Below are 26194 nucleotides of genomic sequence, written 5' to 3'. Positions count from 1 at the left end.
GCCGAATTCCCACCGCACACAGCGAAGCCGCGCCGCCCCGAAAGGCGAACGCGGCTCCGGCGCTCTGTGCGGTGGTCGCTCAGACGGTCTCGGGCAGCTCTTCCAGACCCTCGGAGACCAGCTTGGCCAGACGGTCCAGGGCGGCGTCGGCGCCCTCGGCGTCGGAGGCGAGGACGATCTCCTCGCCACCCTGGGCGCCCAGGCCCAGGACGGCCAGCATGGAGGCCGCGTTGACGGGGTTGCCCCCGGCCTTGGCGATCGTCACCGGGACGCCTGCGGCCGTGGCGGCTCGGACGAAGATGGAGGCGGGGCGGGCGTGGAGGCCCTCGGCCCAGCCGACGTTGACGCGGCGCTCAGCCATGTGTTGCTGCCCTTCGGTGTTCAGGTTGTCTAGACCAGTTTCCCATATCGTGAAGCGTGTCCGGAGCGGACCTTCGTCCCCTCCGGCGTGGCACCGGACCGCGGCCTCGGTCCGGCTTCCCGTCCTCCACAGACTGCCTCGCGCCCTTGTCGGACGCGAGCCGTACGCTGGGGCCCATGCAGACCCCGGCGGACCGGCAGGACCGGCACCACTACCCCGCCCACTGGGAGGCGGACGTGGTGCTGCGCGACGGTGGCACCGCGCGCATCAGGCCCATCACCGTTGATGACGCCGACCGCCTGGTCAGTTTCTACGAGCAGGTCTCGGACGAGTCGAAGTACTACCGCTTCTTCGCGCCGTACCCACGGCTCTCCGCCAAGGACGTCCACCGCTTCACGCACCACGACTTTGTGGACCGGGTGGGACTCGCGGCCACCGTCGGCGGCGAGTTCATCGCCACCGTACGCTATGACCGCATCGGCACCGACGGCATGCCCGCGTCCGCGCCCGCCGACGAGGCCGAGGTCGCCTTCCTGGTGCAGGACGCCCACCAGGGCCGCGGGGTCGCCTCCGCCCTGCTGGAGCACATCGCGGCCGTCGCGCGCGAGCGGGGCATCCGCCGCTTCGCCGCCGAGGTGCTGCCCGCCAACAACAAGATGATCAAGGTGTTCACGGACGCCGGCTACACCCAGAAGCGCAGCTTCGAGGACGGCGTCGTCCGCCTGGAGTTCGACCTCGAACCCACCGACCGCTCCCTCGCCGTGCAGCGCGCGCGGGAACAGCGCGCCGAGGCCCGTTCCGTACGGCGGCTCCTCGCGCCCGGCTCCGTCGCGGTCGTCGGTGTCGGCCGCGCCCCCGGCGGGGTGGGCCGCGGTGTCCTCGGCAACCTCCGCGACGCCGGCTACCCCGGCCGCCTCTACGCCGTGAACAAGGCCTTCCCGGAGGACCTCAAGGAGGTCGACGGGGTGCCCGCGCACCGCTCGGTGCGGGACATCGACGGGCATGTCGACCTGGCCGTCGTCGCCGTACCGGCCGCGCACGTGCCCGCCGTGGTCGCCGAGTGCGGGGAGCACGGCGTCCAGGGGCTGGTGGTGCTCTCCGCCGGATACGCCGAGAGCGGGCCCGAGGGGCGCGAGCGGCAGCGGGCCCTCGTCCGGGCCGCGCGCGCGTACGGCATGCGGATCATCGGTCCCAACGCCTTCGGGATCATCAACACCGCCCCGGACGTCCGGCTGAACGCCTCCCTCGCTCCGGAGATGCCCCGGCCGGGCCGCATCGGGATGTTCGCCCAGTCCGGCGCCATCGGCATCGCCCTGCTGTCCCGGCTGCACCGGCGCGGCGGAGGGGTCACCGGGGTCACCGGCGTGTCCACCTTCGTGTCCGCCGGCAACCGCGCCGACGTCTCCGGCAACGACGTCCTCCAGTACTGGTACGACGACCCCGAGACCGACGTCGTCCTCATGTACCTGGAGTCGATCGGCAACCCCCGCAAGTTCACCCGCCTCGCCCGGCGGACGGCGGCGTCGAAGCCGCTGGTCGTGGTGCAGGGGACCGGCACGGCACCGCAGGGGCACGCGGTACGGGCCACCCGACTGCCGTACGAGACCGTCTCGGCGCTGCTCCGGCAGGCCGGCGTGATCCGGGTCGACACGATCACCGAGCTGGTCGACGCGGGCCTGCTGCTCGCGCGGCAGCCGCTGCCCGCCGGGCCGCGCGTGGCCATCCTCGGCAACTCGGAGTCGCTGGGCGTGCTGACGTACGACCGGTGTCTCGCCGAGGGACTGCGGCCGGCCCGGCCGGTGGACCTGACGACCGGGGCGACGGCGGAGGACTTCCACCGGGCACTCGCCGCCGCACTGGCCGACGGCACCAACGACGCCGTCGTCGTCACGGCGATCCCCGCCATCGGGGAGGGCTCGCCGGGGGACGCGGAGCTGGCGGAGGCGCTGCGGTCGGCCGCGGCGACGGTGCCGGGCAAACCGGTGCTCGTGGTGCACGTGGAGCTCGGGGGACTGGCGGCGGCGTTGTCGGCCGCGGCGAGCACCGCACCGGGGGCCGTCGAGAAGGCACCCGGCACCGGGGGAGCGGGGGCCCCCGCCCCACTGACCACCCCGCCCGAAGGCACCCACCCCATCCCCGCCTACCCCGCCGCCGAACGCGCCGTCCGCGCCCTCGCCGAAGCCGTGAAGTACGCGCGGTGGCGGCGGGAGGCGGCCGATCCGGGGAAGGTGCCGGAGTACGACGACATCGACGAGAAGGGGGCCGCCCGGCTGATCGGCGAGCTGCTCGCGCGCGGGCAAGGGCTCACCATCTCCGACGCGGAGACCTGTGAACTGCTCGCCAAGTACGGCATACCCGTGCGCCGCGCCCTACCCGCCCTCACCCCGGACGCCGCCGTCGAGGCCGCCCGCGCGCTCGGCTACCCGGTCGCCCTCAAGGCCACCGCCCCGCACCTCAGGCACCGCGCCGACCTGGGCGGCGTACGCCTGGACCTCGCGGACGAGGAGCAACTGCTGCGGGCGTACACCGAGTTGACCGAGATGTTCGGGCAGCCGGAGGAGCTGCGGCCGGTGGTGCAGGGGATGGCACCGCGCGGGGTGGACACGGTCGTACGCGCGGTGATCGATCCGGCGGCCGGAGCCGTGCTGTCCTTCGGCCTGGCCGGGGCCGCCTCACAGCTGCTCGGTGACATGGCCCACCGGCTGATCCCCGTCACCGACCGGGAGGCGACCTCGCTGGTGCGGTCGATCCGGACGGCACCGCTGCTGTTCGGCTGGCGCGGCTCCACCCCCGTGGACACCCCGGCTTTGGAGGAGCTGCTGCTGCGGGTGTCCCGGCTGGTCGACGACCACCCGGAGGTGGTCGCGGTCACCCTGGAGCCGGTCGTCGTCGCCCCCCACGGAGCCAGCGTCCTCGGCGCCACCGTACGGCTCGCGCCGCCGCCCGCCCGTGACGACCTGGGCCCGCGCACCCTGCCGGCCTACTGAGCGGCACGGGGGGACCACATGGAGATCGCCGGAGGGAAGCCGCCCGGGGGCAGCCGGCGGGACGGGGAGGTCATCGCCTGCGACGCGGGACGGCCGGGCCCGGCCGCCGGGTACGGCCTCGCCCGTCACCACGGCCTGGAAGTGATCCTCACCGGCCCGCCCTCCGTCCCGGGCCCGCCGGGCTTCCAGGACCCCTTCTTCCGTCCGCCCGCGCCCGAGGAGACGGCACCTCTCACGTGCGGCCCGGGGGACGAGGCACCCCTCGTCGTCGCGTCCGAAGCGGACGCCGGGGGCCCGGCGGCCGTCCCCTGCCGGGCCGCCGCCGAAGGGCCGGGGGTCCGGCCGGGGTTCGTGCCGGGGCGCCCGCGCGCGGGCGAGCGGACCGCCCCCGGTACGCGCGACTGGCCCGGACCGCCCTTGCCCACGGATTAGGATGGACGCCATGGCCAAGACCAGTACGACGACCCAGGGGCTGCGCGCGGCGATCGAGCGCAGCGGCTACTACCCGGCCCTCGTGGCCGAGGCGGTGGAGGCCGCTGTGGGCGGCGAGCCCATCCGGTCGTACCTGGTCCACCAGGAGACCACCTTCGACCAGAACGAGGTGCGCCGGCACGTCACGGTGCTGGTCCTGACCGGCAACCGCTTCATCGTCAGCCACACCGACGAGCAGGCCGCCGACAGCACGTCCCCGACGCCGTACGCCACCACCTCCACCGAGTCCGTGAAGCTCGACCGGATCTCCTCGGTCGTGGTCAGCCGGGTGGTCGCGAACCCCGAGCAGTACACGCCGGGCACGCCGCCCCGCGAGGTCGTGCTGACCATCGGCTGGGGCGCGGTCAGCCGCATCGACCTGGAGCCCGCCGCCTGCGGCGACCCCAACTGCGACGCCGACCACGGCTACACGGGCAGCTCCACGGCGGACGACCTCAGCCTGCGCGTCAGCGAGGCCGGGGACGGCCCGGAGACGGTGCGCCAGGCACTCGCCTTCGCGCAGGCCATCTCGGAGGCGACCGCGGACGTCACACGCTGATGTCCCAGCTCTCCGCCTGGGACCACCCGGAACCCCTCGCCCTCGACACCGCGCCGCTGCCCGAGTACGGCACCGGCTCCCTCGCCGACCTGCTGCCCACCCTGGCCGCCGGCATGGGCGTGCCCGGCCTGACCGCCACGATCGAGGAACTGACCCCCGCCGACCGGGTCTGCGTCTTCCTGATCGACGGCCTCGGCTGGGAGCAGCTCAAGGCCCACCCGGACGAGGCCCCGTTCCTGGCCTCCCTGCTCGGCAGCTCGCGCGGCGGCACCGGCCGCCCGCTCACCGCCGGCTACCCGGCGACCACCGCGACCTCCCTCGCCTCCGTCGGCACCGGCCTGCCGCCCGGCGCCCACGGCCTGCCCGGCTACACCGTGCGCAACCCGGACACCGGCGCGCTGATGAACCAGCTCCGCTGGCAGCCGTACACCGAACCGCGCTCCTGGCAGCCCCACCCCACCGTCTTCCAGCTCGCCCACCAGGCCGGGGTGCACGCCGCCCAGGTCTCCTCGCCCGCCTTCGAGCACACCCCGCTCACCAAGGTGGCGCTCAGCGGCGGCAGCTTCCACGGACGGCTCACCGGCGAGGAGCGCATGGACCTCGCGGCCGGGCAACTGGCCGCCGCGGACCGCGCGCTGGTGTACACGTACTACGCCGAGCTGGACGGCGCCGGACACCGCTACGGCATCGCCTCCGACACCTGGCGCGGCCAGCTCATGTACGTCGACCGGCTCGTCCAGCGCCTGGCGGAGCAGCTGCCGCCGCGCAGCGCCCTCTACGTCACCGCCGACCACGGCATGGTCGACATCCCGTTCGACGAGCAGCACCGCATCGACTTCGACGAGGACTGGGAACTGCGCGCCGGGGTCGCCCTGCTGGGCGGCGAGGGCCGGGCCCGGCACGTGTACGCGGTGCCGGGCGCCGAGAACGACGTCCTGACCTGCTGGCGGGAGGTGCTCGGGGAGCAGTTCTGGGTGGCGTCGCGGGACGAGGCGATCGCGGCCGGCTGGTTCGGGCGGCCCGGCGAATGCGACGAGCGCGTGTACCCGCGGATCGGGGACGTGGTCGCCGCCGCGCACGACGACGTCCTGATCATCGCCTCCGAGCGGGAGCCCAAGGAGTCGGCGCTGGTCGGCAACCACGGCTCGATGACCCCTGCCGAGCAGCTCGTCCCGCTGCTCGAAGTACGCTCCTGAACCGTCCGCCCTCCTCAGCGACTCGCCGAAAGGTGCTCAACTCCTCATGCCCGAGCTGGTGTTCTTCTCCGGAACGATGGACTGCGGGAAGTCGACGCTGGCTCTGCAGATCGAGCACAACCGCTCCGCGCGCGGCCTGGCCGGCATGATCTTCACCCGGGACGACCGGGCCGGCGAAGGCAAGCTGTCCTCCCGGCTGGGCCTGGTCACCGACGCGGTGGAGGTCGAGGACGGCCAGGACCTGTACGCCTATCTCGTGGACCACCTCTCGCGGGGCGGCCGGGCCGACTATGTGATCGCGGACGAGGCGCAGTTCCTCGCCCCCGAGCAGATAGACCAGCTCGCGCGCGTGGTGGACGACCTCGGCCTGGACGTGTTCGCCTTCGGCATCACCACCGACTTCCGCTCCAAGCTGTTCCCCGGCTCCCAGCGGCTGGTGGAGCTGGCCGACCGGATCGAGGTGCTTCAGGTGGAGGCGCTGTGCTGGTGCGGCGCACGCGCCACGCACAACGCCCGCACGGTGGACGGCGAGATGGTGGTCGAGGGCGCCCAGGTGGTCGTCGGCGACGTCAACCAGTCCGCGGGCCACGTCGGGTACGAGGTGCTGTGCCGGCGCCACCACCGGCGCCGGATGACCGCGGCGACGGCCCGCGCGGCGGCCCTGTCCCCGGACGTGCTGCCCGTCCCGTCCTACGGGACCCCCTGAGCGCTCAGCTCGGATCCTGGACCACCGTGAACTCGGCGCCCTCCGGGTCCGCCACCGTCGCCAGCCGCCCGTGCGGGCTGTCGTGGGCCGGCTTGAGGATCCGGCCGCCCAGGCCGGTGACCTGCCGCAGCGTTTCGGCGAGGTCGGCGACCTCGAAGTACGTCCGCCAGTACGGGCCCCGGTCCCGGGGCAGGCCGTGGCCGACGCCGTGCAGCCCGGCCACCGGACGGCCGTCGAGGCGCAGGGTCAGATAGTCGAAGTCGGCGGAGACCACCGGCTCCTCCTCGTAGCCGAACACGCTCTTGTAGAACTTGGCGACGCTCTCCGTCTCGAAGGTGACCAGTTCGTTCCAGACGGGCGTGCCGGGTACGCCGGTGATCGACGTGCTGAGATGCGCGGAGCCCTGCCAGATCCCGAACACCGCCCCGGAGGGGTCGGAGGCGATCGCCATCCGCCCGGCCTCGGCCGCGTCCAGCGGCCCGACGGCCAGCGTGCCGCCGCACAGCCGTACGGTGTCCGCGGTCTGGTCCACGTCGTCCGAGGCGAAGTACGGCGTCCAGGCGACCGGCAGCCGGCGGTCCGGCGACAGCTGGCCCATGCCGGCGACCTCCCGCCCGTCCAGCAGCGCCCGCACATAGGGCCCGAGCTGCTGCGGGCCCGGCAGGAACTCCCAGCCGAACAGCTCACCGTAGAACTCCTCGGTGGTGTCCAGCGCGTGCACCATCAGGCTCACCCAGCAGGGCGTGCCGGGCACGCGCCGCGCGTGCGGACCGGCCGACTCCCGTTCGGTCATCGATCACTCTCTCCTCGGCCCCTCGTGGTGGCCGTGTCGCTTCCGCTCCCCGGAAGGGTGTCCACGCCGCCGGCGCGTACGCCCGTGCCGGTGCCCGCATCCTCCGCGGTGCCGCGGGGCCGTACCGCGCCGCTCGGCCGTACCTCCGGGAGGATGCCCGGTCTGCCGTCTCTCGCCGCTTCCTGACGATGGCCGACGGGTGTCCGTCGGCTGTACAGCATGTGCTCGATCACGTACACCCGGTGATCGAGCGTGTCCGGCCGAGCAGAGTAGCGGGACCTGGACGCCGCGGCCACCCCTGGCGTAAGGATGGACGCCATGAGAGCCATCATCACCGCATCCGAACTCGCACACGAGCTGACCGGCGGCAACCCGCCGGTGCTGCTGGACGTGCGCTGGCAGCTGAGCACGGCGAAGGCCGCGGGCGCGCCGGCCTTCGACGGGCGCGCCGAGTACGCGGCCGGCCACCTCCCCGGCGCGGTCTTCGTCGACCTGGACCGGGAGCTGGCCGCCGCGCCCGGCGCGCACGGCCGGCATCCGCTGCCCGACCTGGCGGAGTTCGGTGCCGCGATGCGCCGCGCGGGCGTGTCGGCGGCCCGGCCGGTCGTCGTGTACGACGGCGGGCAGGGCTGGGCCGCCGCGCGCGCGTGGTGGCTGCTGCACTGGACGGGTCACCCGGACGTGCGGGTCCTCGACGGCGGGTTGCCGTCCTGGGAGGGCGAGTTGTCCACCGGGACGCCGGTCCCGGCCGAGGGCGACTTCGAGCCGACGCCGGGCGCGGCGGGGTTGCTGGACGCGGACGGGGCCGCGGCCCTCGCTCGCACGGGTGTGCTGCTGGACGCCCGCGCGGGGGAGCGGTACCGCGGTGAGGTGGAGCCGATCGACCGGGTGGGCGGGCACATCCCGGGCGCGGTGTCGGCACCGACGACGGAGAACGTGGGCCCCGACGGCCGCTTCCTGCCCGCGGCGGAGCTGAGGGACCGCTTCAAGGCCCTGGGGGTCTCCGAGGACGCCGAGGTGGGCGTGTACTGCGGTTCGGGCGTCTCCGCCGCCCACGAGGTCCTCGCGCTGGCCGTGGCGGGCATTCCGGCGGCCCTGTACGTCGGTTCCTGGTCCGAGTGGTCCGGGGACCCGTCCCGGCCGGTGGCGGTGGGGGCCGATCCGCAGTAACCGGGCAGCCGGACGAGGGGGCACGCGCGGCGTGCCCCCTCGTCCGTCGTTACGACAGTCCTACTCCTGCTTCTTGCGGCGCGTGCCGAACACGATCTCGTCCCAACTGGGCACGGCGGCGCGGCGGCCGGGGCGTACGCCGTCGGCCTCGGCCTGCCGGTCGGTCGCGCCGATGAGCCGGTCACGGTGGCTGCCGACGGAGCGCGGCATGAGGACGTCCGCGTAGGCGGAGCCGGCGGACGCGGCGGGCGCCGGCGGCTCCTCGGCGGCGGGCTCCTCCTCGGTCTCCTCCACGGGCTCCGACGGGCGTTCCGGGACCACCAGGTCGCCCCGGAAGCTCGGCACGGCCTCCAGCAGGCTGGTCAGCGAGTCGCGTTCGCCCGTGCTCTCCTCGGCCGGTTCCGACGACGGCGCGGGCAGGCTGGGCCGTTCCCGGTCGCTCCGGTCGAGGGCGCGGTCCATGGAGCGCTCGCGCGGCAGCCGGGCGATCCGCGGGACGAACGGGAAGCTCGGCTCCGGAACGGCGAGGTCGTCGGACTCGCCGATCAGCGAGCGCGCCTCGTCGTCGACGGCCTGGACGAGCCGCCGGGGCGGGTCGTACGTCCAGCTCGCCGAGTGCGGTTCGCCCGCGACCCGGTAGACGAGGAGGACCTCCCAGGTGCCGTCGTCGCGGCGCCAGGAGTCCCACTGCACGGTGTCCTTCTCGGCGCCGCGCAGCAGCAGCCGCTCCTGCACGGCCTCGCCGAGCAGCGGGCCGGAGTTCTCGCCGGGGCGGCGGACCGGGGTCTTGCGGGCCCGCTCGGCCATGAAGGCGCGTTCGGCCAGTACCGGACCCTCGAAGCGCCGTACCCGGTCGACGGGGATGCCGGCGAGCTGCGCGACCTCTTCCGCCGTGGCACCGGCTCGTATCCGCGCCTGGATGTCCCGCGGGCGCAGATGGCTCTCGACCTCGATCTCGATCTGGCCGAGGCGGGGCCGGTCGCCGCGGACGGCGGCGCGGAGCCGTTCGTCGATCGGAAGCGTGTACTCCGTAGAGTCGGCAGCCTTCAGCACCAGCCGTGTGCCGTCATTCGAGACGGCCACGACACGCAGTTCGGGCATGGGGACCTCCCGGGTGGTGCCTGCCGACGTCACGTGCGTCGCTGCTTCCGCTAGTCGAGTGTGGCCTGCCCGGGTGCAGCCTGCCACAACCTTGCCGAGTTGCCCGGCGTGTCGGGCACGGGCCCGGGACCGCCGTTATGGCACGGTTACCTGTTCGCAACGCTAAGTGACCAACTCCGTCACCCTGTGCAACTAGCCCCCTCCCGGCGATCCTGCAAGGCCGCGGGCACCCTGGTGGGAGACCGGACCCAGGGCTCGCAACAGTACTCCATTTGGACCACGTGCGTGGATTGGCGCGCCGCCCAACTTCTGGCAAGGCGTGCGACTTGGCCGTCCGCAACCGGTTTTGTGGATCATGAACGTGGCGAACTTCACGCAATCACCAGAAACGGAACTAATGGTTTCGTCCGTACGTCCCTTTCTCGTGCAGTCGGTCGGTCAATGTCGTCGACTGCGGCAAGTGTTCAGTGAGGCATGGGAAAGGCAGGCAAGTTCCGGGTATGCGTGAGACGCCCGATACGGGTCGGAAGCGGATCGACCTGAACGTCCCCCAGGTCGCGGGCAGCGCCCTGGCGGCGGTGGTGGCGGCCAAACTGGCTTCGTACTTCGGGGTGTACGGCACGATCCTCGGCGCGGGTGTCGTCAGCGTCGTCGCCACCTGCGGCGGCTCGGTCTTCCAGCACTTCTTCAAGCGGACCGGGGAGCAGCTCCGGGAGAAGACCGCGGTGGCGGCCCGGCCGCCGGTGGAGCGGGAGGCGTGGGCACCGGGGCGGCAAGGGTCCCCGCCGCCGGGTGAGTTCACCGAGGGCACCGTCTACCGCGCGCGGGCCAGGAGCCGGCGCCGCCCGCTGGTCGCCGCCGCCCTGGTCTTCGGGGTCACGCTGGCCGGCATCACGGCCTACGAGCTGGTCTCCGGGAACAACTTCAGCGGCGGTACGGGTACGACGGTCAGCGACGCCGTCACCGGCCGGGGCTCCGCCGGCGCCAAGTCCGAGGAGACTCCCGCCCCTTCGGGTACCCCGTCCCCGGAGCGCGCGCCCTCCACCGGCGGTGGCACGAGCCACAGTGCGCCCCCGGCGCCCGGCGACTCGCCCGGCGGGCAGCCGACCGGGCAGCCGGACTCCGGGCGGAGCGGAGAACCGAGCGGCGTCCCCACCACCCCGGTCCCCACGCCCAGTGCGCCCAGCCCGTCGGCCGCGACGTCTACGCCCCCAGAACCCTCCGCAGATAGTCGTTCTGGAACAGCCGGTCCGGGTCCAGACGATCCCGCAGCGCGGTGAACTCGCCGAAGCGCGGGTACACCCGGTCGAAGTACTCCGCGTCCCGCGTGTGCACCTTGCCCCAGTGCGGACGCCCCTCGTGCGCGGTGAAGATCCGCTCGGCGGCGGTGAAGTACGCCTGGTACGGCGTGCCCCGGAACATGTGCACGGCGATGTAGGCGCTGTCCCGGCCGGAGGCGGTGGACAGGGTGATGTCGTCGGCCGGGGCGGTGCGCACCTCGACCGGGAAGCTGACGCGCAGCCCGGAGCGGTCGACCATGGCCTTCAGCTCGCGCAGCGTCTCCACCAGGGCCGCGCGCGGGACGGCGTACTCCATCTCCACGAAGCGCACCCGGCGCGGTGAGGTGAAGACCTTGTAAGGGATGTCCGTGTACGTCCGCGCGGACAGGGCCCTGCTGGCGATCCGCGCGATCGCCGGAACGGTCGCGGGGGCCGCGCGGCCGACCCACTGGGCCACCTGGAAGACGCCGTTGGAGAGGAACTCGTCCTCGATCCAGCCCGCCAGCGGTGCCACCGGCTGCTCGGGGCCGGCGCTGCGGTTGTTCCGCTTGGTGTTGGTGTTGCCGGTGTGCGGGAACCAGTAGAACTCGAAGTGTTCGTTCTCGGCCCAGAGCTCGTCGAACTCGGCGAGGACCCGCTCGAAGGGCATGGGTTCCTCCCGCGCGGTGAGCAGGAAGACCGGCTCCACGGCGAAGGTGATCGCGGTGACGATGCCCAGGGCGCCGAGGCCGATGCGGGCCGCCGCGAAGACCTCCGGGTTCTCCTTCTCGGAACAGGTGAGCACCGAGCCGTCGGCCGTGACCAGTTCCAGTGTCTTGATCTGGGCGGCGATGGAGCCCGACGCGCGGCCGGTGCCGTGCGTGCCCGTGCTGGTGGCCCCGGACACGGTCTGCTCCATGATGTCGCCCATGTTGGTGAGCGAGAGGCCCTCGCGCGCGAGAGCGGCGTTGAGTCTCTTGAGCGGGGTGCCCGCCTCCACCGTGACCGTCATGGACGCCCGGTCGATGGTGCGTATACCGGTCAACAGTTGAGGGCGTATCAACACACCGTCGGTGGCGGCGATCGAGGTGAAGGAGTGCCCGGTGCCGACCGCCTTCACCTTCAGGCCGTCCTCCCGGGCCCGGCTCACCGCACCGGCCAGCTCTTCCACCGAGGCCGGCGTGACCTGCCGGGCGGGCCGGGCGGAGACATTGCCGCCCCAGTTACGCCAGGTGCCGTTCTTCCCGTTCGCTGTGCTGCTCAACGGTGCCTCCCCGACCCGAGGCCGGCCTGCGCAGCCGGCGGTACCCGAGGAAACCGACCGCGACCGCGACGGCCCCGGACACGGCCGGAACCCCGTACCCGGCCCGTGCCCCGGCCGCGTCGATCACCCAGCCGGCCACGGAGGAACCGACCGCGATGCCGACGGCGAGGCCGGTGCTCACCCAGGTCATGCCCTCGGTGAGCTGCGCGCGCGGTACGTGCTCTTCGATGAGGGACATCGTCGTGATCATCGTCGGTGCGATGGACAGTCCCGCCACGAACAGCGCCACGGCCAGAAGCGGCAAGTTTCCGACCAGTAGGAGGGGGATCATACTCACGGCCATCGCCGCCACGCCCAGCAACCAGCGACGTTCCGGCGCACCGCTGAAACGCAGCAGTCCGAAGACCACTCCCGCGACACAGGAACCGGCCGCGTACACCGCCAGGACCACGCTCGCGGCGCCCTTGTGACCGCGCTCGTCGGCGAAGGCGACGGTGACCACGTCCACGGCTCCGAAGATCGCGCCCGTCGCCACGAAGGTCGCCACCAGCACCTTCAGCCCCGCCGCGCGCAGGGCGCTGCCGCCGCCCTGCGGCTCGCGCGGATGCGGGGCCGGCTCGGTGGCGCGCTGGGTGGTCAGCCAGAAGACGCCGGCCGCCAGGAAGCAGGCGGCGAGCAGGGGGCCCGCCTCCGGGAACCAGGCCGTGGACAGGCCGATGGAGATGATCGGCCCGAAGATGAAGCACACCTCGTCCACGACCGACTCGAACGAGTAGGCGGTGTGCAGCTTCGGGGTGCCCCGGTACAGCGCGGCCCAGCGGGCCCGGATCATCGCGCCCAGACTCGGCACCGAGCCGATCCCGGCCGCGCAGACGAACAGCACCCAGTCCGGCCACCGGAAGTGGGCGGCGAGCAGCAGCCCGGCCGCCGCCACCAGGGCCACCAGGGTCGCGGGGCGCAGCACCCGGCGCTGGCCGTGCCGGTCCACCAGCCGGGAGATCCGCGGGCCGATCGCGGCGGCGGACAGGGCGATGGTGGCCGACAGGGCGCCCGCGAGGCCGTACCGCCCGGTGAGCTGGGAGACCATCGTGACGACGCCGATGCCCATCATCGACAGCGGCATCCGCCCGATGAATCCCGCGGCGGAGAAGGCCTTGGTGCCGGGCTCGGCGAACAGGGCTCTGTAGGGGCTGGGCACGTGGTCTCCGGAGCGGCTCGGTAAGGCGCGAATGCGGCTGATACAGCTTACGAGTGAGGGCATCCTAATTGCACCCGTTATGACATCCGGAGAAACCGCATCAAACCGATTTGAACCTGACTCTTCACCCCGGCGTTTCCCCGCTGTCAGTGCCGGGTGGCAGGATCGACTCATGCCAGACGCGCTCGATCCCACCCCGTACGACGCCCTGCTCCTGCTCTCCTTCGGCGGCCCCGAAGGCCCGGACGACGTGGTCCCGTTCCTGGAGAACGTCACGCGCGGGCGCGGCATCCCCAAGGAACGCCTCAAGGAGGTCGGGCAGCACTACTTCCTGTTCGGCGGGGTCAGCCCCATCAACGCCCAGAACCGCGCCCTGCTGGACGCCCTGCGCAAGGACTTCGCCGACCACGGCCTGGAGCTGCCGGTCTACTGGGGCAACCGCAACTGGGCGCCGTACCTGACGGACACGCTGCGCGAGATGGTCGGCGACGGCCGCCGCCGCATCCTGGTCCTCGCCACCAGTGCCTACGCCTCCTACTCGGGCTGCCGCCAGTACCGGGAGAACCTCGCCGACGCGCTGGCCGCCCTGGAGGCCGAGGGCCTGGAGCTGCCGAGGATCGACAAGCTGCGGCACTACTTCAACCACCCCGGCTTCGTCGAACCCATGATCGACGGTGTGCTGCGCTCCCTCGCCGACCTTCCCGAGGACGTCCGCGCGGGCGCCCACATCGCCTTCACCACCCACTCCATCCCGACCTCCGCCGCCGACACCTCCGGCCCCGTCGAGTCCCACGGCGAGGGCGGTGCCTACGTCGAGCAGCACCTGGACGTGGCCCAGCTGATCGCCGACGCCGTCCGCGAGCGCACGGGCGTCGACCATCCCTGGCGGCTCGTCTACCAGTCCCGCTCCGGCGCCCCGCACATCCCCTGGCTGGAACCGGACATCTGCGACCACCTGGAGGAGCGGCACGCCGCCGGTGTCCCGGCCGTCGTCATGGCCCCCATCGGCTTCGTCTCCGACCACATGGAGGTCCTCTACGACCTCGACACCGAGGCGAAGGCCAAGGCCGAGGAACTGGGCCTGCCAGTGCGCCGCTCGGCAACCGTTGGCGCCGACCCGCGGTTCGCCGCGGCCGTCCGCGAGCTGATCCTGGAGCGGGCCGCCGTGGAGCGCGGCCAGGAGGTCACCCCCTGTGCCCTGGGCGCGCTCGGCCCCAGCCACCAGGTCTGCCCGGTCGGCTGCTGCCCGGCCCGCGCCCCGCGCCCCGCCGCCGCGGGCGCCGACAGCCCCTACGCGTGAGGAGACCCGTGACCGACGCCCTGCACCAGGACCTGCTCGAACTGGCCAAGGAGGCCGCCCGCCGCGCCGGCGAGCTGCTGCGCGACGGCCGCCCCGCCGACCTGGCCGTGGCGAAGACCAAGTCCAGCCCCATCGACGTCGTCACCGAGATGGACATCGCGGCGGAGAAGCTGATCACCGAACTGATCTCCGGACAGCGCCCCGACGACGGCTTCCTCGGCGAGGAGGGCGCCTCCCTCGAGGGCACGAGCGGCATCCGCTGGGTGATCGACCCGCTGGACGGCACGGTCAACTACCTGTACGGCCTGCCGACCTGGGCGGTGTCCATCGCCGCCGAGCAGGACGGCGAGACCGTCGTCGGGGTCGTCGCGGCTCCGATGCGCGGCGAGACGTACCACGCGGTGCGCGGCGGCGGCGCCTGGGCCACGGGCGCGTGGCAGGGCGAGCGGGCGCTCGCCTGCCGCCCCGCGCCCCCGCTGGACCAGGCCCTGGTCTCCACCGGCTTCAACTACGTCACCGAGGTCCGCACCCACCAGGCCGAGATCGCCGCCCGGCTGATCCCCGTGCTGCGGGACATCCGGCGCGGGGGCTCGGCGGCGGTGGACCTGTGCGACGTGGCCTGCGGCCGGCTCGACGGGTACTACGAGCGGGGGCTGCACGCGTGGGACTTCGCGGCGGGTGACCTGATCGCCCGGGAGGCCGGCGCGCAGACCGGCGGGCGGCCCGGAGAGCGGCCGTCACGGGACCTGACCGTGGCCGGGTCGCCGGGCGTCTTCGAGCCCCTCCAGCGGCTGCTGGAGGACCTCGGCGCCTGGCACGACTGACCCGGAGAGCGGGCACGCGAAGGGACCCCGGCGCTGGATTCGCCGGGGTCCCTCCTTGCGCTTCGGGCCGATCAGACGCGTGACGCGCCGACCTCCACACCGTGTTCGGCGGCGAGGCGTCGCAGGTCGTCGAGCTCTGCCTGCTCCACCTCGACGAGGAAGTCATCGCCCTCGTCACGAGCCCGCGACAGGTCGGACTCGGTCGCCCTTATGCGCTGCAGAAGTCCTGCGGTGAAAGCGTCCATGCTGCGCCCCCTCGTCCAGGGTCGTGGGTAGGTGGCACGGGGGTGTGCCGTAGGAAGGGGCGATCACGGCTCTCGCAGGTGCCCAGCGCTGCCCGGCCGGGCGGCGACGGTGCCGGACACCCACGCCCGCTCTGCGAAGCGGAGGCCGAAGTACCGCATGGTGCTGCGGCACATGCAGAGCGTGATCGCGGGGTGTAAAGCCGTCCTCCCCCCGCTCCCCTCCGGGGAAACCTCAACCGGAGGAGAAATTCTCGTATTCCCCGCCCACGGACCCCCGTCCCTGCGGTCCGGACCCCGTCTTACAGCCGACTTATGGCCGAAAAGGGCAGGATGGGGGTCACATCCACGGACACCCCTGCCCGCACGCGCCCCCGGCGCGTCTTCGCGGGTGGACACAGGAAGGACAAGCGACGTGCGCGTACTCGTCGTCGAGGACGAGCAGCTGCTCGCCGATGCGGTGGCCACCGGACTGCGCCGGGAGGCCATGGCCGTCGACGTCGTGTACGACGGTGCGGCCGCCCTGGAGCGCATCGGCGTCAACGACTACGACGTGGTCGTCCTCGACCGCGACCTCCCGCTCGTCCACGGCGACGACGTCTGCCGCAAGATCGTCGAGCTGGGCATGCCCACGCGCGTGCTCATGCTCACCGCCTCCGGCGACGTCAGCGACCGCGTCGAGGGCCTGGAGATCGGCGCCGACGACTATCTGCCGAAGCCGTTCGCGTTCAGCGAGCTGATCGCGCGCGTCCGCGCCCTCGGCCGCCGGACCAGCGTGCCGCTGCCGCCCGTCCTGGAGCGCGCCGGCATCAAGCTCGACCCCAACCGCCGCGAGGTCTTCCGCGACGGCAAGGAGGTCCAGCTCGCGCCCAAGGAGTTCGCCGTGCTGGAGGTGCTGATGCGCAGCGAGGGCGCGGTCGTCTCGGCGGAGCAGCTCCTGGAGAAGGCCTGGGACGAGAACACCGACCCGTTCACCAACGTGGTGCGCGTGACGGTGATGACCCTGCGCCGCAAGCTGGGCGAGCCGCCCGTCATCGTCACCGTCCCCGGCTCCGGCTACCGGATCTGATCCCCGTGGCCACGACACCCGCGCCGCCCCAGGCGCCCCCGAAGCCCACATGGGACCCCAGAAGGCCGCAGCCGCCCTTCCCGTGGCTGCGCCCGACCATCCGCATACGGCTGACGCTGCTCTACGGCGGCATGTTCCTGATCGCCGGCATCCTGCTGCTGTCGATCATCTATCTGCTCGCCGCACAGGCGATCAGCACCGGCAACCAGCCGCTGTTCAAGATCGTCAGCGGTTCGGCGATCAAGGTCACCAGCGACAACTGTCCCGCGGTCACCGCGATCAACTCCGGCCCGGTGCCGCTGTCGGACTTCAACGAGGCCATCGCGCACTGCGTGGACCAGCAGCGCCAGGCGGCCCTGGACAACCTGCTCAGCCGCTCCCTGCTGGCGCTGCTGGGCCTCGCCGTGATCGCCTTCGCGTTCGGCTACGCGATGGCCGGCCGTGTGCTGTCCCCGCTCGGCCGGATCACCCGCACCGCCCGCCAGGTCGCCGGCTCGGACCTGTCCCGCCGGATCGAGCTGGACGGCCCGGACGACGAGCTGAAGGAACTGGCCGACACCTTCGACGACATGCTGGAGCGGCTGGAGCGGGCCTTCACCGCCCAGCAGCGCTTCGTCGGCAACGCCTCGCACGAGCTGCGCACCCCGCTCGCGATCAACCGCACGCTCCTCGAGGTGCACCTGTCGGATCCGAACGCGCCGATGGAACTCCAGCAGCTCGGCAAGACCCTGCTCGCCACCAACGAGCGCAGCGAACAGCTCGTCGAGGGGCTGCTGCTGCTCGCCCGCAGTGACAACCAGATCGTCGAGCGCAAGCCGGTCGACCTGGCCGAGGTCGCCACGCAGGCCATCGACCAGGTGCACGGCGAGGCCGATGCCAAGGGCGTGAAGGTCCGCGGGGAGCGCAAGCCCGCCGTGGTGCAGGGCAACGGCGTGCTGCTGGAGCGGATCGCGCTGAACCTCGTCCAGAACGCCGTGCGGTACAACGTGCCGGAGGACGGCTGGGTCGAGGTGAACACCGACATCCAGCACGGGCAGGCGGTGCTGACCGTCACGAACACCGGGCCGGTCGTGCCGGCGTACGAGATCGACAACCTCTTCGAGCCCTTCCGGCGGTTGCGTACCGAGCGGACGGGCAGTGACAAGGGGGTGGGCCTCGGCCTGTCCATCGCCCGGTCCGTGGCCCGCGCGCACGGCGGCCACATCCTGGCCCAGCCCAGGGAGGGCGGCGGTCTGGTGATGCGCGTCACCCTGCCGCTGTGATCAGGACGGACACACGCGGAGGTTGTTCGCTTCGCGCGGAATTTTTCGACCGCCGTACGTGGTTCTTCCTGTGTGATCGATCACATGGGCGGATTTCCGGCCATGTACGCACGGTGATCATGACAGAAGGTGGAAAGCCGGGAAAGTCCGGGTTTTCAGGGCTCTTGATCACGGGAAGTACACGGTGAGGCGCCTTTGAGGTGCGGCATTCGAACCGTGTACGGTCCTCACCGCCATCCAAGCCGATCACTCTTGAGGGGTCGGGTTGGGTGTCGATTGAGTAACAGACCTTGATGTGAGGCAAAATCTCCGCCTCAGGTCGGGCACAAGTCCGGCCTCTCACGCGTTACGTGCGCTGGAGACACCGCAGACACCCAGAGGGGGAGAGCGACTATGGCAACCGATTACGACACTCCACGCAAGACCGACGACGACGTCGACTCGGACAGCCTTGAAGAGCTGAAGGCCCGGCGGAACGACAAGTCCACCTCGGCGGTGGACGTCGACGAGTTCGAGGCCGCCGAGGGCCTCGAACTGCCCGGCGCCGACCTCTCGAACGAGGAGCTGGCCGTCCGGGTACTGCCGAAGCAGCAGGACGAGTTCACCTGCATGAGCTGCTTCCTGGTGCACCACCGCAGCCAGCTGGCCAGGGAGAAGAACGGCCAGCCGATCTGCCGCGACTGCGACTGAGGACGGGTCGGCCGTGTCTGGCTCGACCCCTCCTCGGAAGCGCCGCTTCCCCCTGCGGAAAGCGGACCCAGGGCCGACCGACGGCCCGCACGGCGCGCGTGACGACGAGCGGGGCTCCCCGGGAGCGGGAGCCCCGCTCGAACCGGCGGCCGACCGGGAGAACCTGCCCGCGCCGGCGCAGCACCCCGCACCCGTCGCCCGTCGCCGGGCGGCGGTGATCCGCGAGAAGGCCCGGGATCTGGCCCGGGAAGGCACCCGTAAGGGCGGCAGCCGGGCCCGCGCGGGGCTGGCGTACCTCGCGGACCGGATCATCGAGATCGCCCCGCGTATCCCCGTACGCGACCTCGCGACCCTGCGCAGGCAGTTCCCCGGTCTCGGACCCGAGGAACTGGCCGACAAGCTGGTGGCGGGCGCGGCGGCCGGCACCTCGACGGTCGGAGCCGGGATCGGAGCGGCGGCCATGCTGCCGGTGCCGCCCGCCATGCCGACCGAGCTGGCCGCCGAGATCACCGGGGTCGCCGCGATAGAGCTCAAGCTCATCGCCGAACTGCACGAGGTCTACGGCGTACGCCCGCCGGGGAACCTCAAGACCCGTTCCTCCGCGTATCTGTCCTCCTGGTCGGGGGAGCGCGGGATCGACGTGATGAAGCCGTCGACCTACGACACGGCCATGGGCGGGCACATGAAGCGCCAGCTGCGCCAGCAGATCATGAAGCGGATGGTCCGCGATCTTCCCAACCTGATGCCGTTCATGGTCGGGGCCACGGTCGGGGCGGTCATGAACCGCCGGGACACCAAGAGACTCGCGGCCCGCATCCGGGCCGACCTGCGCAAGATCCAGGTGCCGTGGGACGAGCTGCCCGAGCTGCCGCCGCTGGAGAAGCCGGCGGAGCCGCTGAGACTGCGCGAACTGCCCGGCGAACTCTAGGCGTGCGCCTTGCGGGCCGCCTCGATCGCCGCGGCCAGCTTCTCCGGTTCCCGCGTCGACAGGTACAGGTACGGCGTCGGGTCCTGCGGGTCCGTGACCTCCACGCGCAGCGCCGTCGGAATGTAGGCGCGCAGCAGCAGGAACGCCCGGGTGTCGGCCTTGTACGTCCGCCAGGCGCGGGCCTCCTCCGCGTCCAGGACCTCCGCCTCACCCAGGGCCGCCACCGGGAGCTTCGCCTCGCCCGCGATCAGCAAGTCGCCCACGACCCGGATGCGCGGGGAGCCGTAGGCGCTGGCCACCACCGCCGCCGCGGCCGTACCGCCGACCAGGCCGCCGAGCAGCGGCAGGGTGCCGAAGGGCAGCAGGATCAGGGCGAACGAGACGCCCACGAGGAAGCTGATCAGCCACCACGAGCGGGGGGCGGTGAGGCGTTCTTCGTACGGGGTGGCGGAGAGCTGCATGAAGCCAAGCTTGGCACGGGATCCGGAACCGGCCGGAGTCGGGGCAGTCGGCGCGAAGCGCCGTCGAGTGGGGCGCCGTCGAGCAGGGGCGGTGGTGGGTGAGGGACGGGCGGTAAGGTCTGCGGCTGTGAGTGGTAGTTCCGCAGCTCTTCAGCCTCCCGCCGACGCGGGAAAGCCCGTACGGCACCCCGACGCGCCCGCGCCCGGGGAACTCCTCGGTGCCCACTACGAACACTGTTTCGGGTGCGGCCCCGGACAGCCGCACGGACTGCACCTGGAGGCCCGCGCCGGCGAGGGCGTCTCGCTGACCGCGGAGTTCACCGTGCAGCCCGCCCACCAGGGCGCCCCCGGCCTCGCGCACGGCGGAGTGCTCGCCACGGCCCTGGACGAGACCCTCGGCTCGCTGAACTGGCTGCTGCGCACCATCGCCGTCACCGGACGGCTGGAGACCGACTTCGTGCGGCCCGTGCCCGTCGGCACCACGCTGTACCTGGAGGCCGAGGTCACCGCCGTCGCCGGGCGGAAGATCTACTGCACGGCCACCGGGCGCATCGGCGGCCCCGACGGGCCGGTGGCCGTCCGCGCCGACGCCCTCTTCATCGAGGTCAAGGTGGACCACTTCATCGACCACGGACGCCCGGCGGAGATCCGGGCCGCCATGGACGACCCGGACCAGATCCGGCGCACCCGCGCCTTCGAGGTGAACCCGTGAACCGAGACCCGCTGGACGTCCTCATCCGGCGCGTCGATGCGGACGTGCCGCTCCCGGCGTACGAGCACCCCGGGGACGCCGGAGCCGATCTGCGCACCACCGAGGCGTGCGAGCTGGCGCCCGGAGAACGGGCCGTCCTCCCCACGGGTGTGTCGATCGCCCTGCCCGAGGGGTACGCGGCCTTCGTGCATCCGCGTTCCGGCCTCGCCGCCCGCTGCGGTGTCGCCCTCGTGAATGCCCCGGGGACGGTTGATGCCGGGTACCGTGGGGAGATCAAGGTGATCGTGGTGAATCTCGACCCGCGCGAGAGCGTGCGGTTCGAGCGCTTCGACCGGATTGCCCAACTGGTCGTCCAGCAGGTCGAGAGGGTCCGCTTCCAGGAGGTCGCGGAACTTCCCGGCTCGGCGCGGGCCGAGGGGGGCTTCGGGTCCACCGGTGGCCATGCCGCGGTGGGCGACGACAGCGGCACAAGCGGTCAGGCCGCCGAGGGCGGTCCGACGGGTGGGAATCGATACGCTTCGGTCGTATCCGACCGGGAAGGACAGTGACGTGTTCGGACGTCGCAAGAAGAAGGGTGCCGCCGAGGACGCGGCCGGCGAGGCCGAGCAGGTCGTCGACAGCGTCGACACCGAGGCGGACGAGGAGGAGGCCGAGCGCGAGCGCGTCCGGCTGGAGCCCGGGCCCCGGCCCGACGGGCCGTGGGACAGCAGCGAGGTGCGCGACCCGGCAGAGGGCCGCGTGGACCTCGGCGGTCTGTTCGTACCGGGCGTCGACGGCATGGAGCTGCGGGTCGAGGTCGCCGGTGACGCCATCGTCGCCGCGACCGTCGTGCTGCGTGACAGCGCCATCCAGCTCCAGGCGTTCGCCGCGCCCAAGCGCGAGGGCATCTGGGGCGAGGTCCGCGAGGAGATCGCGTCCGGCATCACCCAGCAGGGTGGCATCGTCGACGAGGTCGAGGGCCCGCTCGGGTGGGAGCTGCGCGCGCAGGTGCCGGTGCAGTTGCCGGACGGGACCGGCGGTTTCCAGGTCGTCCGGTTCGTCGGCGTGGACGGCCCGCGCTGGTTCCTGCGCGGAGTGATCTCCGGCCAGGGCGCGGTGCAGCCGCAGGCCGCCGGGCTGCTGGAGCAGATCTTCCGGGACACCGTCGTGGTCCGCGGCGAGGGCCCGATGGCCCCGCGCGACCCGATCGTCCTCAAGCTGCCGAACGACGCGCAGATGGTCCCCGAGGGGGTCCAGCAGGAGGAGGGCTCGCGGTTCTCCGGCGGGATGGGACAGTTGCAGCGGGGCCCCGAGATCACGGAAGTCCGCTGACGGCTTCAGCAGCGATACACGGGCCGTGCCCCCCGGGGGTGCGGCCCGCTTTTGCGGGGTCGAGCCGTTGGGGGCCTGTCAGTGCCGAGTGCGGGTTACTCGTGGTCGCTCGCGCAGTTCCCCGCGCCCCTTCCGGGGCGCTGTCCCCTCCGGTGATACTGGCGGCCGGTCGATGGGGGAGGGGCATGAGCGGTCAGGTCGTCACCGAGACCATGGTGCGGGTCGAGGGCGTGCACAAGTCGTACGGCGTGGGAGCCGCCGCCGTGCACGCGTTGCGCGGGGTGTCGTTCGAGGTGCCCCGGGGAGAACTCGTCGCCCTGAAGGGGCGTTCCGGGTCGGGCAAGACCACCCTGCTGAACATCGTCGGAGGGCTGGACACCCCCGACCAGGGCCGTGTGGAGGTCGAGGGACGGGACCTCGCCCAGCTCGGCGAGAGCGAGCTGCTACGGCTGCGACGGGACCGGGTCGGGTTCGTGTTCCAGTCCTTTGGGCTCATCCCGATCCTGAGCGCCGCCGAGAACGTCGGCGTACCGCTGCGGCTGCGCCGTGCCGACCCGCGTGAGCGCGAGGAGCGGGTCGAGCTGCTGCTCTCCCTCGTGGGACTCGCCGGGCACGCGGCCCAGCGGCCGGGCGAGCTGTCCGGCGGCCAGCAGCAGCGGGTCGCCATCGCGCGGGCCCTCGCCAACCGGCCCGCCCTGCTCGTCGCCGACGAGCCCACCGGTCAGCTCGACGCCGAGACCGGGCACGCCGTCATGGAGCTGCTGCGGGCCGTCGTCCACAGCTGGGGGCACCTCCCAGGCCCTTTGGGGCACTGGGGGAGGGTCACGGCGCTGGTCGCCACGCACGACGCGACCCTGCTGGACCTGGCCGACCGGGTGCTGGAGCTGCGCGACGGGGAGATCACCGAGCACTGAGCCGTGCGGCCCGGCGGCGGTCCCATCAGGGTTCCGTCAAGGTTGCCCGCTGCTCCCGTTCCCCGTCCCGTTCGCCGTGATCGTGGCCGTAAGGTCGACGCTGCGTAGGCGACGGGCACGGGAAGACAATGGGGCCATGGCACGCGGCAAGCTTCGGATCTACCTCGGTGCGGCACCGGGTGTGGGCAAGACCTACGCCATGCTCGCCGAGGCGCACCGCCGGGTCGAGCGGGGCACCGACTGCGTGGTCGCGTTCGTGGAGTGCCATGGCCGGCCGCGCACCGAGGTGATGCTGCACGGTCTGGAGCAGGTGCCGCGCAAGGAGCTGGAGTACCGGTGCGCCGTCTTCGGCGAGATGGACGTGGACGCCGTCCTGCGCCGGGCGCCCGCCGTCGCCCTCGTCGACGAGCTGGCCCACACCAACGTCCCCGGCTCCCGCAACGCCAAGCGCTGGCAGGACGTCGAGGAGCTGCTGGCCGCCGGCATCGACGTGGTCTCCACCGTCAACATCCAGCATCTGGAGTCACTCGGCGACGTGGTCGAGTCGATCACCGGGGTGCGGCAGCGGGAGACCGTCCCGGACGAGGTCGTACGGCGGGCGGACGACATCGAGCTGGTCGACATGTCCCCGCAGGCACTGCGCCGCCGCATGGCCCACGGCAACATCTACCAGCCGGACAAGGTCGACGCGGCCCTGTCCAACTACTTCCGCCCCGGCAACCTCACCGCCCTGCGCGAGCTGGCGCTGCTGTGGGTGGCCGACCGGGTCGACGCCTACTTGAACGCCTACCGCAGCGAGCACCGGGTCTCGACGATATGGGGCTCCCGGGAGCGGATCGTGGTGGGCCTGACCGGTGGTCCCGAGGGGCGCACGCTGATCCGCCGGGCCGCCCGGCTCGCCGAGAAGGGCGCCGGCGGCGAGGTCATGGCCGTCTACATCGCCCGCAGCGACGGGCTGTCCTCGGCCTCCCCGAAGGAGCTGGCCGTCCAGCGCACCCTGGTCGAGGACCTGGGCGGAACGTTCCACCACGTGGTCGGCGACGACGTCCCGGCCGCCCTGCTCGACTTCGCGCGCGGGGTGAACGCCACCCAGATCGTGCTCGGCTCCTCCCGGCGCAAGGCCTGGCAGTACGTCTTCGGGCCCGGCGTCGGCGCCACGGTCGCCCGGGACTCCGGGCCCGACCTGGACGTGCACATCGTCACCCACGAAGAGGTCGCCAAGGGCCGGGGGCTGCCCGTGGCACGAGGCGGCCGGCTCGGGCGGGCGCGGATCATCTGGGGCTGGGCGGTCGGTCTGGCCGGCCCCGCGATCCTCGCGGTGCTGCTGAACAACGTCGACCTCGGCCTCGCCAACGACATGCTGCTGTTCCTGTCCGTCACCGTCGCGGCGGCCCTGCTCGGCGGTCTGCTGCCCGCGCTGGCCTCGGCGGCCTTCGGCTCGCTGCTGCTGAACTACTTCTACACCCCGCCGCTGCACCGGCTGACCGTCGCCGACCCCAGGAACATCGTCGCCATCGCGATTTTCTTCGGGGTGGGGATGGCGGTCGCCTCGGTCGTCGATCTCGCCGCCCGGCGCACCCACCAGGCCGCCCGGCTGCGCGCCGAGTCCGAGATCCTCTCCTTCCTCGCCGGGAACGTGCTGCGCGGCGAGACGAGCCTGGAGGAACTGCTGGAGCGGGTCCGCGAGACCTTCGCCATGGAGTCGGCCGCCCTGCTGGAACGCGCGAGCGACGTGACGCCCTGGACGTGCGCGGGCCGCGCCGGCCTCGGGCCGCCGCTGGAACGCCCCGAGGACGCCGACGTCGACATGCCCGTCGGCGACCACATGGCGCTCGCCCTCACCGGCCGGGTGCTGCCCGCGGCGGACCGCCGGGTGCTCGCCGCGTTCGCCGCCCAGGCCGCCGTCGTGCTCGACCGCAGGCGCCTGAAGGAGGAGGCCGACCGGGCCCGCACGCTCGCCGAGGGCAACCGCATCCGCACCGCCCTGCTGGCCGCCGTCAGCCACGACCTGCGCACCCCGCTGGCCGGCATCAAGGCCGCCGTGTCCTCCCTGCGCTCCGACGACGTCGCCTGGTCCGAGGAGGACCAGGCGGAGCTGCTGGAGGGCATCGAGGAGGGCGCCGACCGGCTCGACCACCTCGTCGGCAACCTCCTGGACATGTCCCGCCTCCAGACCGGCACGGTCACCCCGCTGATCCGCGAGATCGACGTCGACGAGGTCGTACCGATGGCGCTCGGCGGCGTACCAGAGGACAGCGTGGAGCTCGACGTGCCCGAGACGCTGCCCATGGTCGCCGTCGACCCCGGGCTGCTGGAGCGGTCGGTGGCCAACCTGGTGGAGAACGCCGTCAAGTACAGCCCGCCCGGGCGGCGGGTCCTGGTGGCCGCGAGCGCCATCGCCGACCGCGTGGAGGTGCGCGTGGTGGACCGCGGCCCGGGTGTCCCGGACGACGCCAAGGACCGCATCTTCGAGCCCTTCCAGCGGTACGGTGACGCTCCGCGCGGTGCCGGCGTCGGGCTCGGCCTCGCGGTCGCCCGGGGCTTCGCCGAGGCCATGGGCGGCACCCTCACCGCCGAGGACACGCCGGGCGGCGGGCTCACCATGGTGCTGAGCCTGCGCGCGGCAGGACAGCGTCCCGAGCCGCTCCCTGCCGGGGAGTCCCGTACAGAACCGGAAAGGCAGGCCACATGGTGAGCCCGGCTGGGGGGTCCCCCCAGACCCCCACGAGGGTGCTCGTGGTCGACGACGAGCCGCAGATCGTGCGCGCCCTCGTGATCAACCTCAAGGCGCGCAAGTACGAGGTCGACGCGGCCCCCGACGGCAGGACCGCGCTGGAACTCGCCGCCTCCCGCCACCCCGACGTGGTCGTCCTCGACCTGGGCCTGCCCGACATGGACGGCGTCGAGGTGATCAGGGGGCTGCGCGGCTGGACCCGGGTGCCGATCCTGGTGCTGTCCGCCCGCCACTCCTCCGACGAGAAGGTGGAGGCGCTGGACGCGGGCGCCGACGACTACGTGACCAAACCGTTCGGCATGGACGAGCTGCTGGCCCGGCTGCGGGCCGCCGTCCGCCGGGCGGAGCCGGCCGGGCCGGGCGAGGACGACGTGACGACCGTGGAGACCGAGGGCTTCACCGTCGACCTCGCCGCCAAGAAGGTCAACCGGGCCGGCAAGGACGTCCGGCTCACCCCGACCGAGTGGCATCTGCTGGAGGTGCTGGTCCGCAACACCGGCCGGCTGGTCAGCCAGAAGCAGCTGCTCCAGGAGGTGTGGGGGCCGTCGTACGGGACCGAGACCAACTACCTGCGGGTGTACATGGCCCAGCTGCGGCGGAAGCTGGAGTCGGACCCGTCGCACCCGAAGCACTTCATCACCGAGCCGGGGATGGGCTACCGGTTCGAGACGTGAGCCGAGGC

Annotated in this window: 26 protein-coding genes; 19 read left to right on the top strand and 7 right to left on the bottom strand. The window is 72.6% G+C overall.

All coding sequences use genetic code 11. The annotated features are described in order from the left end of the window. Nucleotides 1-79: 79 nt before the first annotated feature. Nucleotides 80-361: an HPr family phosphocarrier protein gene (locus OO52_RS27210; protein WP_014675499.1), complete on the bottom strand. Its 282-nt coding sequence runs from the start codon at nucleotides 359-361 to the stop codon at nucleotides 80-82. Between the two features lie 176 nt (nucleotides 362-537). On the opposite strand from OO52_RS27210, the gene OO52_RS27205 reads away from it, so the two are divergent. From OO52_RS27205 to OO52_RS27185, 5 genes are read left to right on the top strand one after another with little or no spacing between them, the layout of a single operon-like run. After that, complete coding sequence (locus tag OO52_RS27205; protein WP_030647499.1) at nucleotides 538-3348, top strand: bifunctional GNAT family N-acetyltransferase/acetate--CoA ligase family protein; 2811 nt, start codon at nucleotides 538-540, stop codon at nucleotides 3346-3348. 18 nt (nucleotides 3349-3366) lie between these two features. Beyond that, nucleotides 3367-3780: a hypothetical protein gene (locus OO52_RS27200; RefSeq protein WP_030647496.1), complete on the top strand. Its 414-nt coding sequence runs from the start codon at nucleotides 3367-3369 to the stop codon at nucleotides 3778-3780. Between the two features lies 1 nt (nucleotide 3781). Then, nucleotides 3782-4378 carry a DUF5998 family protein gene (locus tag OO52_RS27195; protein ID WP_030647492.1) on the top strand — a complete coding sequence of 199 codons (597 nt, stop codon included), beginning with the start codon at nucleotides 3782-3784 and terminating at the stop codon, nucleotides 4376-4378. Continuing rightward, complete coding sequence (locus tag OO52_RS27190) at nucleotides 4378-5574, top strand: alkaline phosphatase family protein (protein WP_030647490.1); 1197 nt, start codon at nucleotides 4378-4380, stop codon at nucleotides 5572-5574. The genes OO52_RS27195 and OO52_RS27190 overlap by 1 nt, the downstream gene beginning before the upstream one ends. A gap of 46 nt (nucleotides 5575-5620) precedes the next feature. Then, nucleotides 5621-6280 (top strand): thymidine kinase, encoded by a 660-nt coding sequence (locus OO52_RS27185; protein ID WP_030647487.1) that lies wholly within the window; start codon nucleotides 5621-5623, stop codon nucleotides 6278-6280. Nucleotides 6281-6284: 4 nt separating this feature from the next. Here the strand turns inward: OO52_RS27185 and OO52_RS27180 are convergent, their stop codons facing one another. Beyond that, nucleotides 6285-7073, bottom strand: a complete 789-nt coding sequence (locus OO52_RS27180; RefSeq protein ID WP_030647484.1) for a VOC family protein — start codon at nucleotides 7071-7073, stop codon at nucleotides 6285-6287. Nucleotides 7074-7391: 318 nt separating this feature from the next. Between OO52_RS27180 and OO52_RS27175 the strand changes: the two genes are divergently transcribed. Further along, a complete protein-coding gene (locus tag OO52_RS27175) occupies nucleotides 7392-8243 on the top strand; it encodes a sulfurtransferase (RefSeq protein WP_030647482.1) in 852 nt (283 codons plus the stop codon). A 60-nt stretch (nucleotides 8244-8303) separates the two neighbouring features. On the opposite strand, the gene sepH is transcribed toward OO52_RS27175, so the two are convergent. Then, the gene (gene sepH / locus OO52_RS27170) at nucleotides 8304-9344 is read right to left on the bottom strand and encodes a septation protein SepH (RefSeq protein ID WP_030647480.1); all 1041 of its coding nucleotides are present in this window, start codon (nucleotides 9342-9344) and stop codon (nucleotides 8304-8306) included. A gap of 500 nt (nucleotides 9345-9844) precedes the next feature. Here sepH and OO52_RS27165 point away from each other — a divergent pair, with 500 nt between their 5' ends. Next, on the top strand, nucleotides 9845-10624 hold the full coding sequence (locus tag OO52_RS27165; protein WP_030647476.1) for a hypothetical protein: 780 nt from the start codon (nucleotides 9845-9847) through the stop codon (nucleotides 10622-10624). Here the strand turns inward: OO52_RS27165 and OO52_RS27160 are convergent. Together OO52_RS27160 and OO52_RS27155 are read right to left on the bottom strand one after the other, a co-directional pair. After that, a complete protein-coding gene (locus tag OO52_RS27160; RefSeq protein ID WP_030647474.1) occupies nucleotides 10548-11867 on the bottom strand; it encodes a D-arabinono-1,4-lactone oxidase in 1320 nt (439 codons plus the stop codon). The two genes, OO52_RS27165 and OO52_RS27160, sit on opposite strands and share 77 nt — an antisense overlap. Then, nucleotides 11827-13065: an MFS transporter gene (locus OO52_RS27155; protein WP_030647472.1), complete on the bottom strand. Its 1239-nt coding sequence runs from the start codon at nucleotides 13063-13065 to the stop codon at nucleotides 11827-11829. Before OO52_RS27155 ends, OO52_RS27160 begins: the two co-directional genes overlap by 41 nt. Before the next feature lie 172 nt (nucleotides 13066-13237). Here OO52_RS27155 and OO52_RS27150 point away from each other — a divergent pair, with 172 nt between their 5' ends. Beyond that, nucleotides 13238-14365, top strand: coding sequence for a ferrochelatase (locus OO52_RS27150; RefSeq protein ID WP_030647470.1), 1128 nt, complete (start codon nucleotides 13238-13240; stop codon nucleotides 14363-14365). Between the two features lie 8 nt (nucleotides 14366-14373). Continuing rightward, entirely contained in the window at nucleotides 14374-15189 is an 816-nt protein-coding gene (locus OO52_RS27145) for an inositol monophosphatase family protein (RefSeq protein ID WP_030647467.1), read from the top strand. 71 nt (nucleotides 15190-15260) lie between these two features. On the opposite strand, the gene OO52_RS51690 is transcribed toward OO52_RS27145, so the two are convergent. Continuing rightward, nucleotides 15261-15434, bottom strand: coding sequence for a hypothetical protein (locus tag OO52_RS51690; protein ID WP_023546087.1), 174 nt, complete (start codon nucleotides 15432-15434; stop codon nucleotides 15261-15263). Nucleotides 15435-15846: 412 nt separating this feature from the next. Between OO52_RS51690 and OO52_RS27140 the strand changes: the two genes are divergently transcribed. The 4 genes from OO52_RS27140 to OO52_RS27125 all read left to right on the top strand — a co-directional run bounded on the left by OO52_RS27140 (nucleotide 15847) and on the right by OO52_RS27125 (nucleotide 19380). Then, nucleotides 15847-16500, top strand: coding sequence for a response regulator transcription factor (locus OO52_RS27140; protein WP_003993508.1), 654 nt, complete (start codon nucleotides 15847-15849; stop codon nucleotides 16498-16500). A 5-nt stretch (nucleotides 16501-16505) separates the two neighbouring features. Beyond that, nucleotides 16506-17762 (top strand): sensor histidine kinase, encoded by a 1257-nt coding sequence (locus tag OO52_RS27135; RefSeq protein WP_030647463.1) that lies wholly within the window; start codon nucleotides 16506-16508, stop codon nucleotides 17760-17762. A gap of 393 nt (nucleotides 17763-18155) precedes the next feature. Next, nucleotides 18156-18452 carry a DUF4193 domain-containing protein gene (locus tag OO52_RS27130; RefSeq protein ID WP_005481602.1) on the top strand — a complete coding sequence of 99 codons (297 nt, stop codon included), beginning with the start codon at nucleotides 18156-18158 and terminating at the stop codon, nucleotides 18450-18452. Nucleotides 18453-18465: 13 nt separating this feature from the next. After that, complete coding sequence (locus OO52_RS27125; RefSeq protein ID WP_030647460.1) at nucleotides 18466-19380, top strand: hypothetical protein; 915 nt, start codon at nucleotides 18466-18468, stop codon at nucleotides 19378-19380. Here the strand turns inward: OO52_RS27125 and OO52_RS27120 are convergent. Continuing rightward, nucleotides 19377-19841: a DUF3093 domain-containing protein gene (locus tag OO52_RS27120; RefSeq protein WP_030647457.1), complete on the bottom strand. Its 465-nt coding sequence runs from the start codon at nucleotides 19839-19841 to the stop codon at nucleotides 19377-19379. The two genes, OO52_RS27125 and OO52_RS27120, sit on opposite strands and share 4 nt — an antisense overlap. Before the next feature lie 127 nt (nucleotides 19842-19968). Here OO52_RS27120 and OO52_RS27115 point away from each other — a divergent pair, with 127 nt between their 5' ends. From OO52_RS27115 to OO52_RS27090, 6 genes are all read left to right on the top strand, one after another. Beyond that, entirely contained in the window at nucleotides 19969-20553 is a 585-nt protein-coding gene (locus tag OO52_RS27115) for a PaaI family thioesterase (RefSeq protein WP_030647453.1), read from the top strand. Beyond that, on the top strand, nucleotides 20550-21101 hold the full coding sequence (gene dut, locus OO52_RS27110; protein WP_030647449.1) for a dUTP diphosphatase: 552 nt from the start codon (nucleotides 20550-20552) through the stop codon (nucleotides 21099-21101). The genes OO52_RS27115 and dut overlap by 4 nt, the downstream gene beginning before the upstream one ends. Nucleotide 21102: 1 nt before the next feature. Further along, the gene (locus OO52_RS27105; protein WP_014675519.1) at nucleotides 21103-21864 is read left to right on the top strand and encodes a DUF3710 domain-containing protein; all 762 of its coding nucleotides are present in this window, start codon (nucleotides 21103-21105) and stop codon (nucleotides 21862-21864) included. 185 nt (nucleotides 21865-22049) lie between these two features. After that, nucleotides 22050-22778, top strand: coding sequence for an ABC transporter ATP-binding protein (locus OO52_RS27100; RefSeq protein ID WP_030647446.1), 729 nt, complete (start codon nucleotides 22050-22052; stop codon nucleotides 22776-22778). 136 nt (nucleotides 22779-22914) lie between these two features. Continuing rightward, nucleotides 22915-25473 carry a sensor histidine kinase gene (locus OO52_RS27095; protein ID WP_030647444.1) on the top strand — a complete coding sequence of 853 codons (2559 nt, stop codon included), beginning with the start codon at nucleotides 22915-22917 and terminating at the stop codon, nucleotides 25471-25473. Further along, nucleotides 25467-26186, top strand: coding sequence for a response regulator (locus tag OO52_RS27090; protein ID WP_051818633.1), 720 nt, complete (start codon nucleotides 25467-25469; stop codon nucleotides 26184-26186). The genes OO52_RS27095 and OO52_RS27090 overlap by 7 nt, the downstream gene beginning before the upstream one ends. Nucleotides 26187-26194 lie beyond the last annotated feature (8 nt).

The sequence above is a fragment of the Streptomyces flaveolus genome (assembly GCF_000716535.1).
Lineage (GTDB): Bacteria > Actinomycetota > Actinomycetes > Streptomycetales > Streptomycetaceae > Streptomyces > Streptomyces flaveolus_A.
The sequence above is the reverse complement of the archived record's forward strand: the minus strand, read 5'-3'. Positions and strand labels throughout refer to the sequence as shown.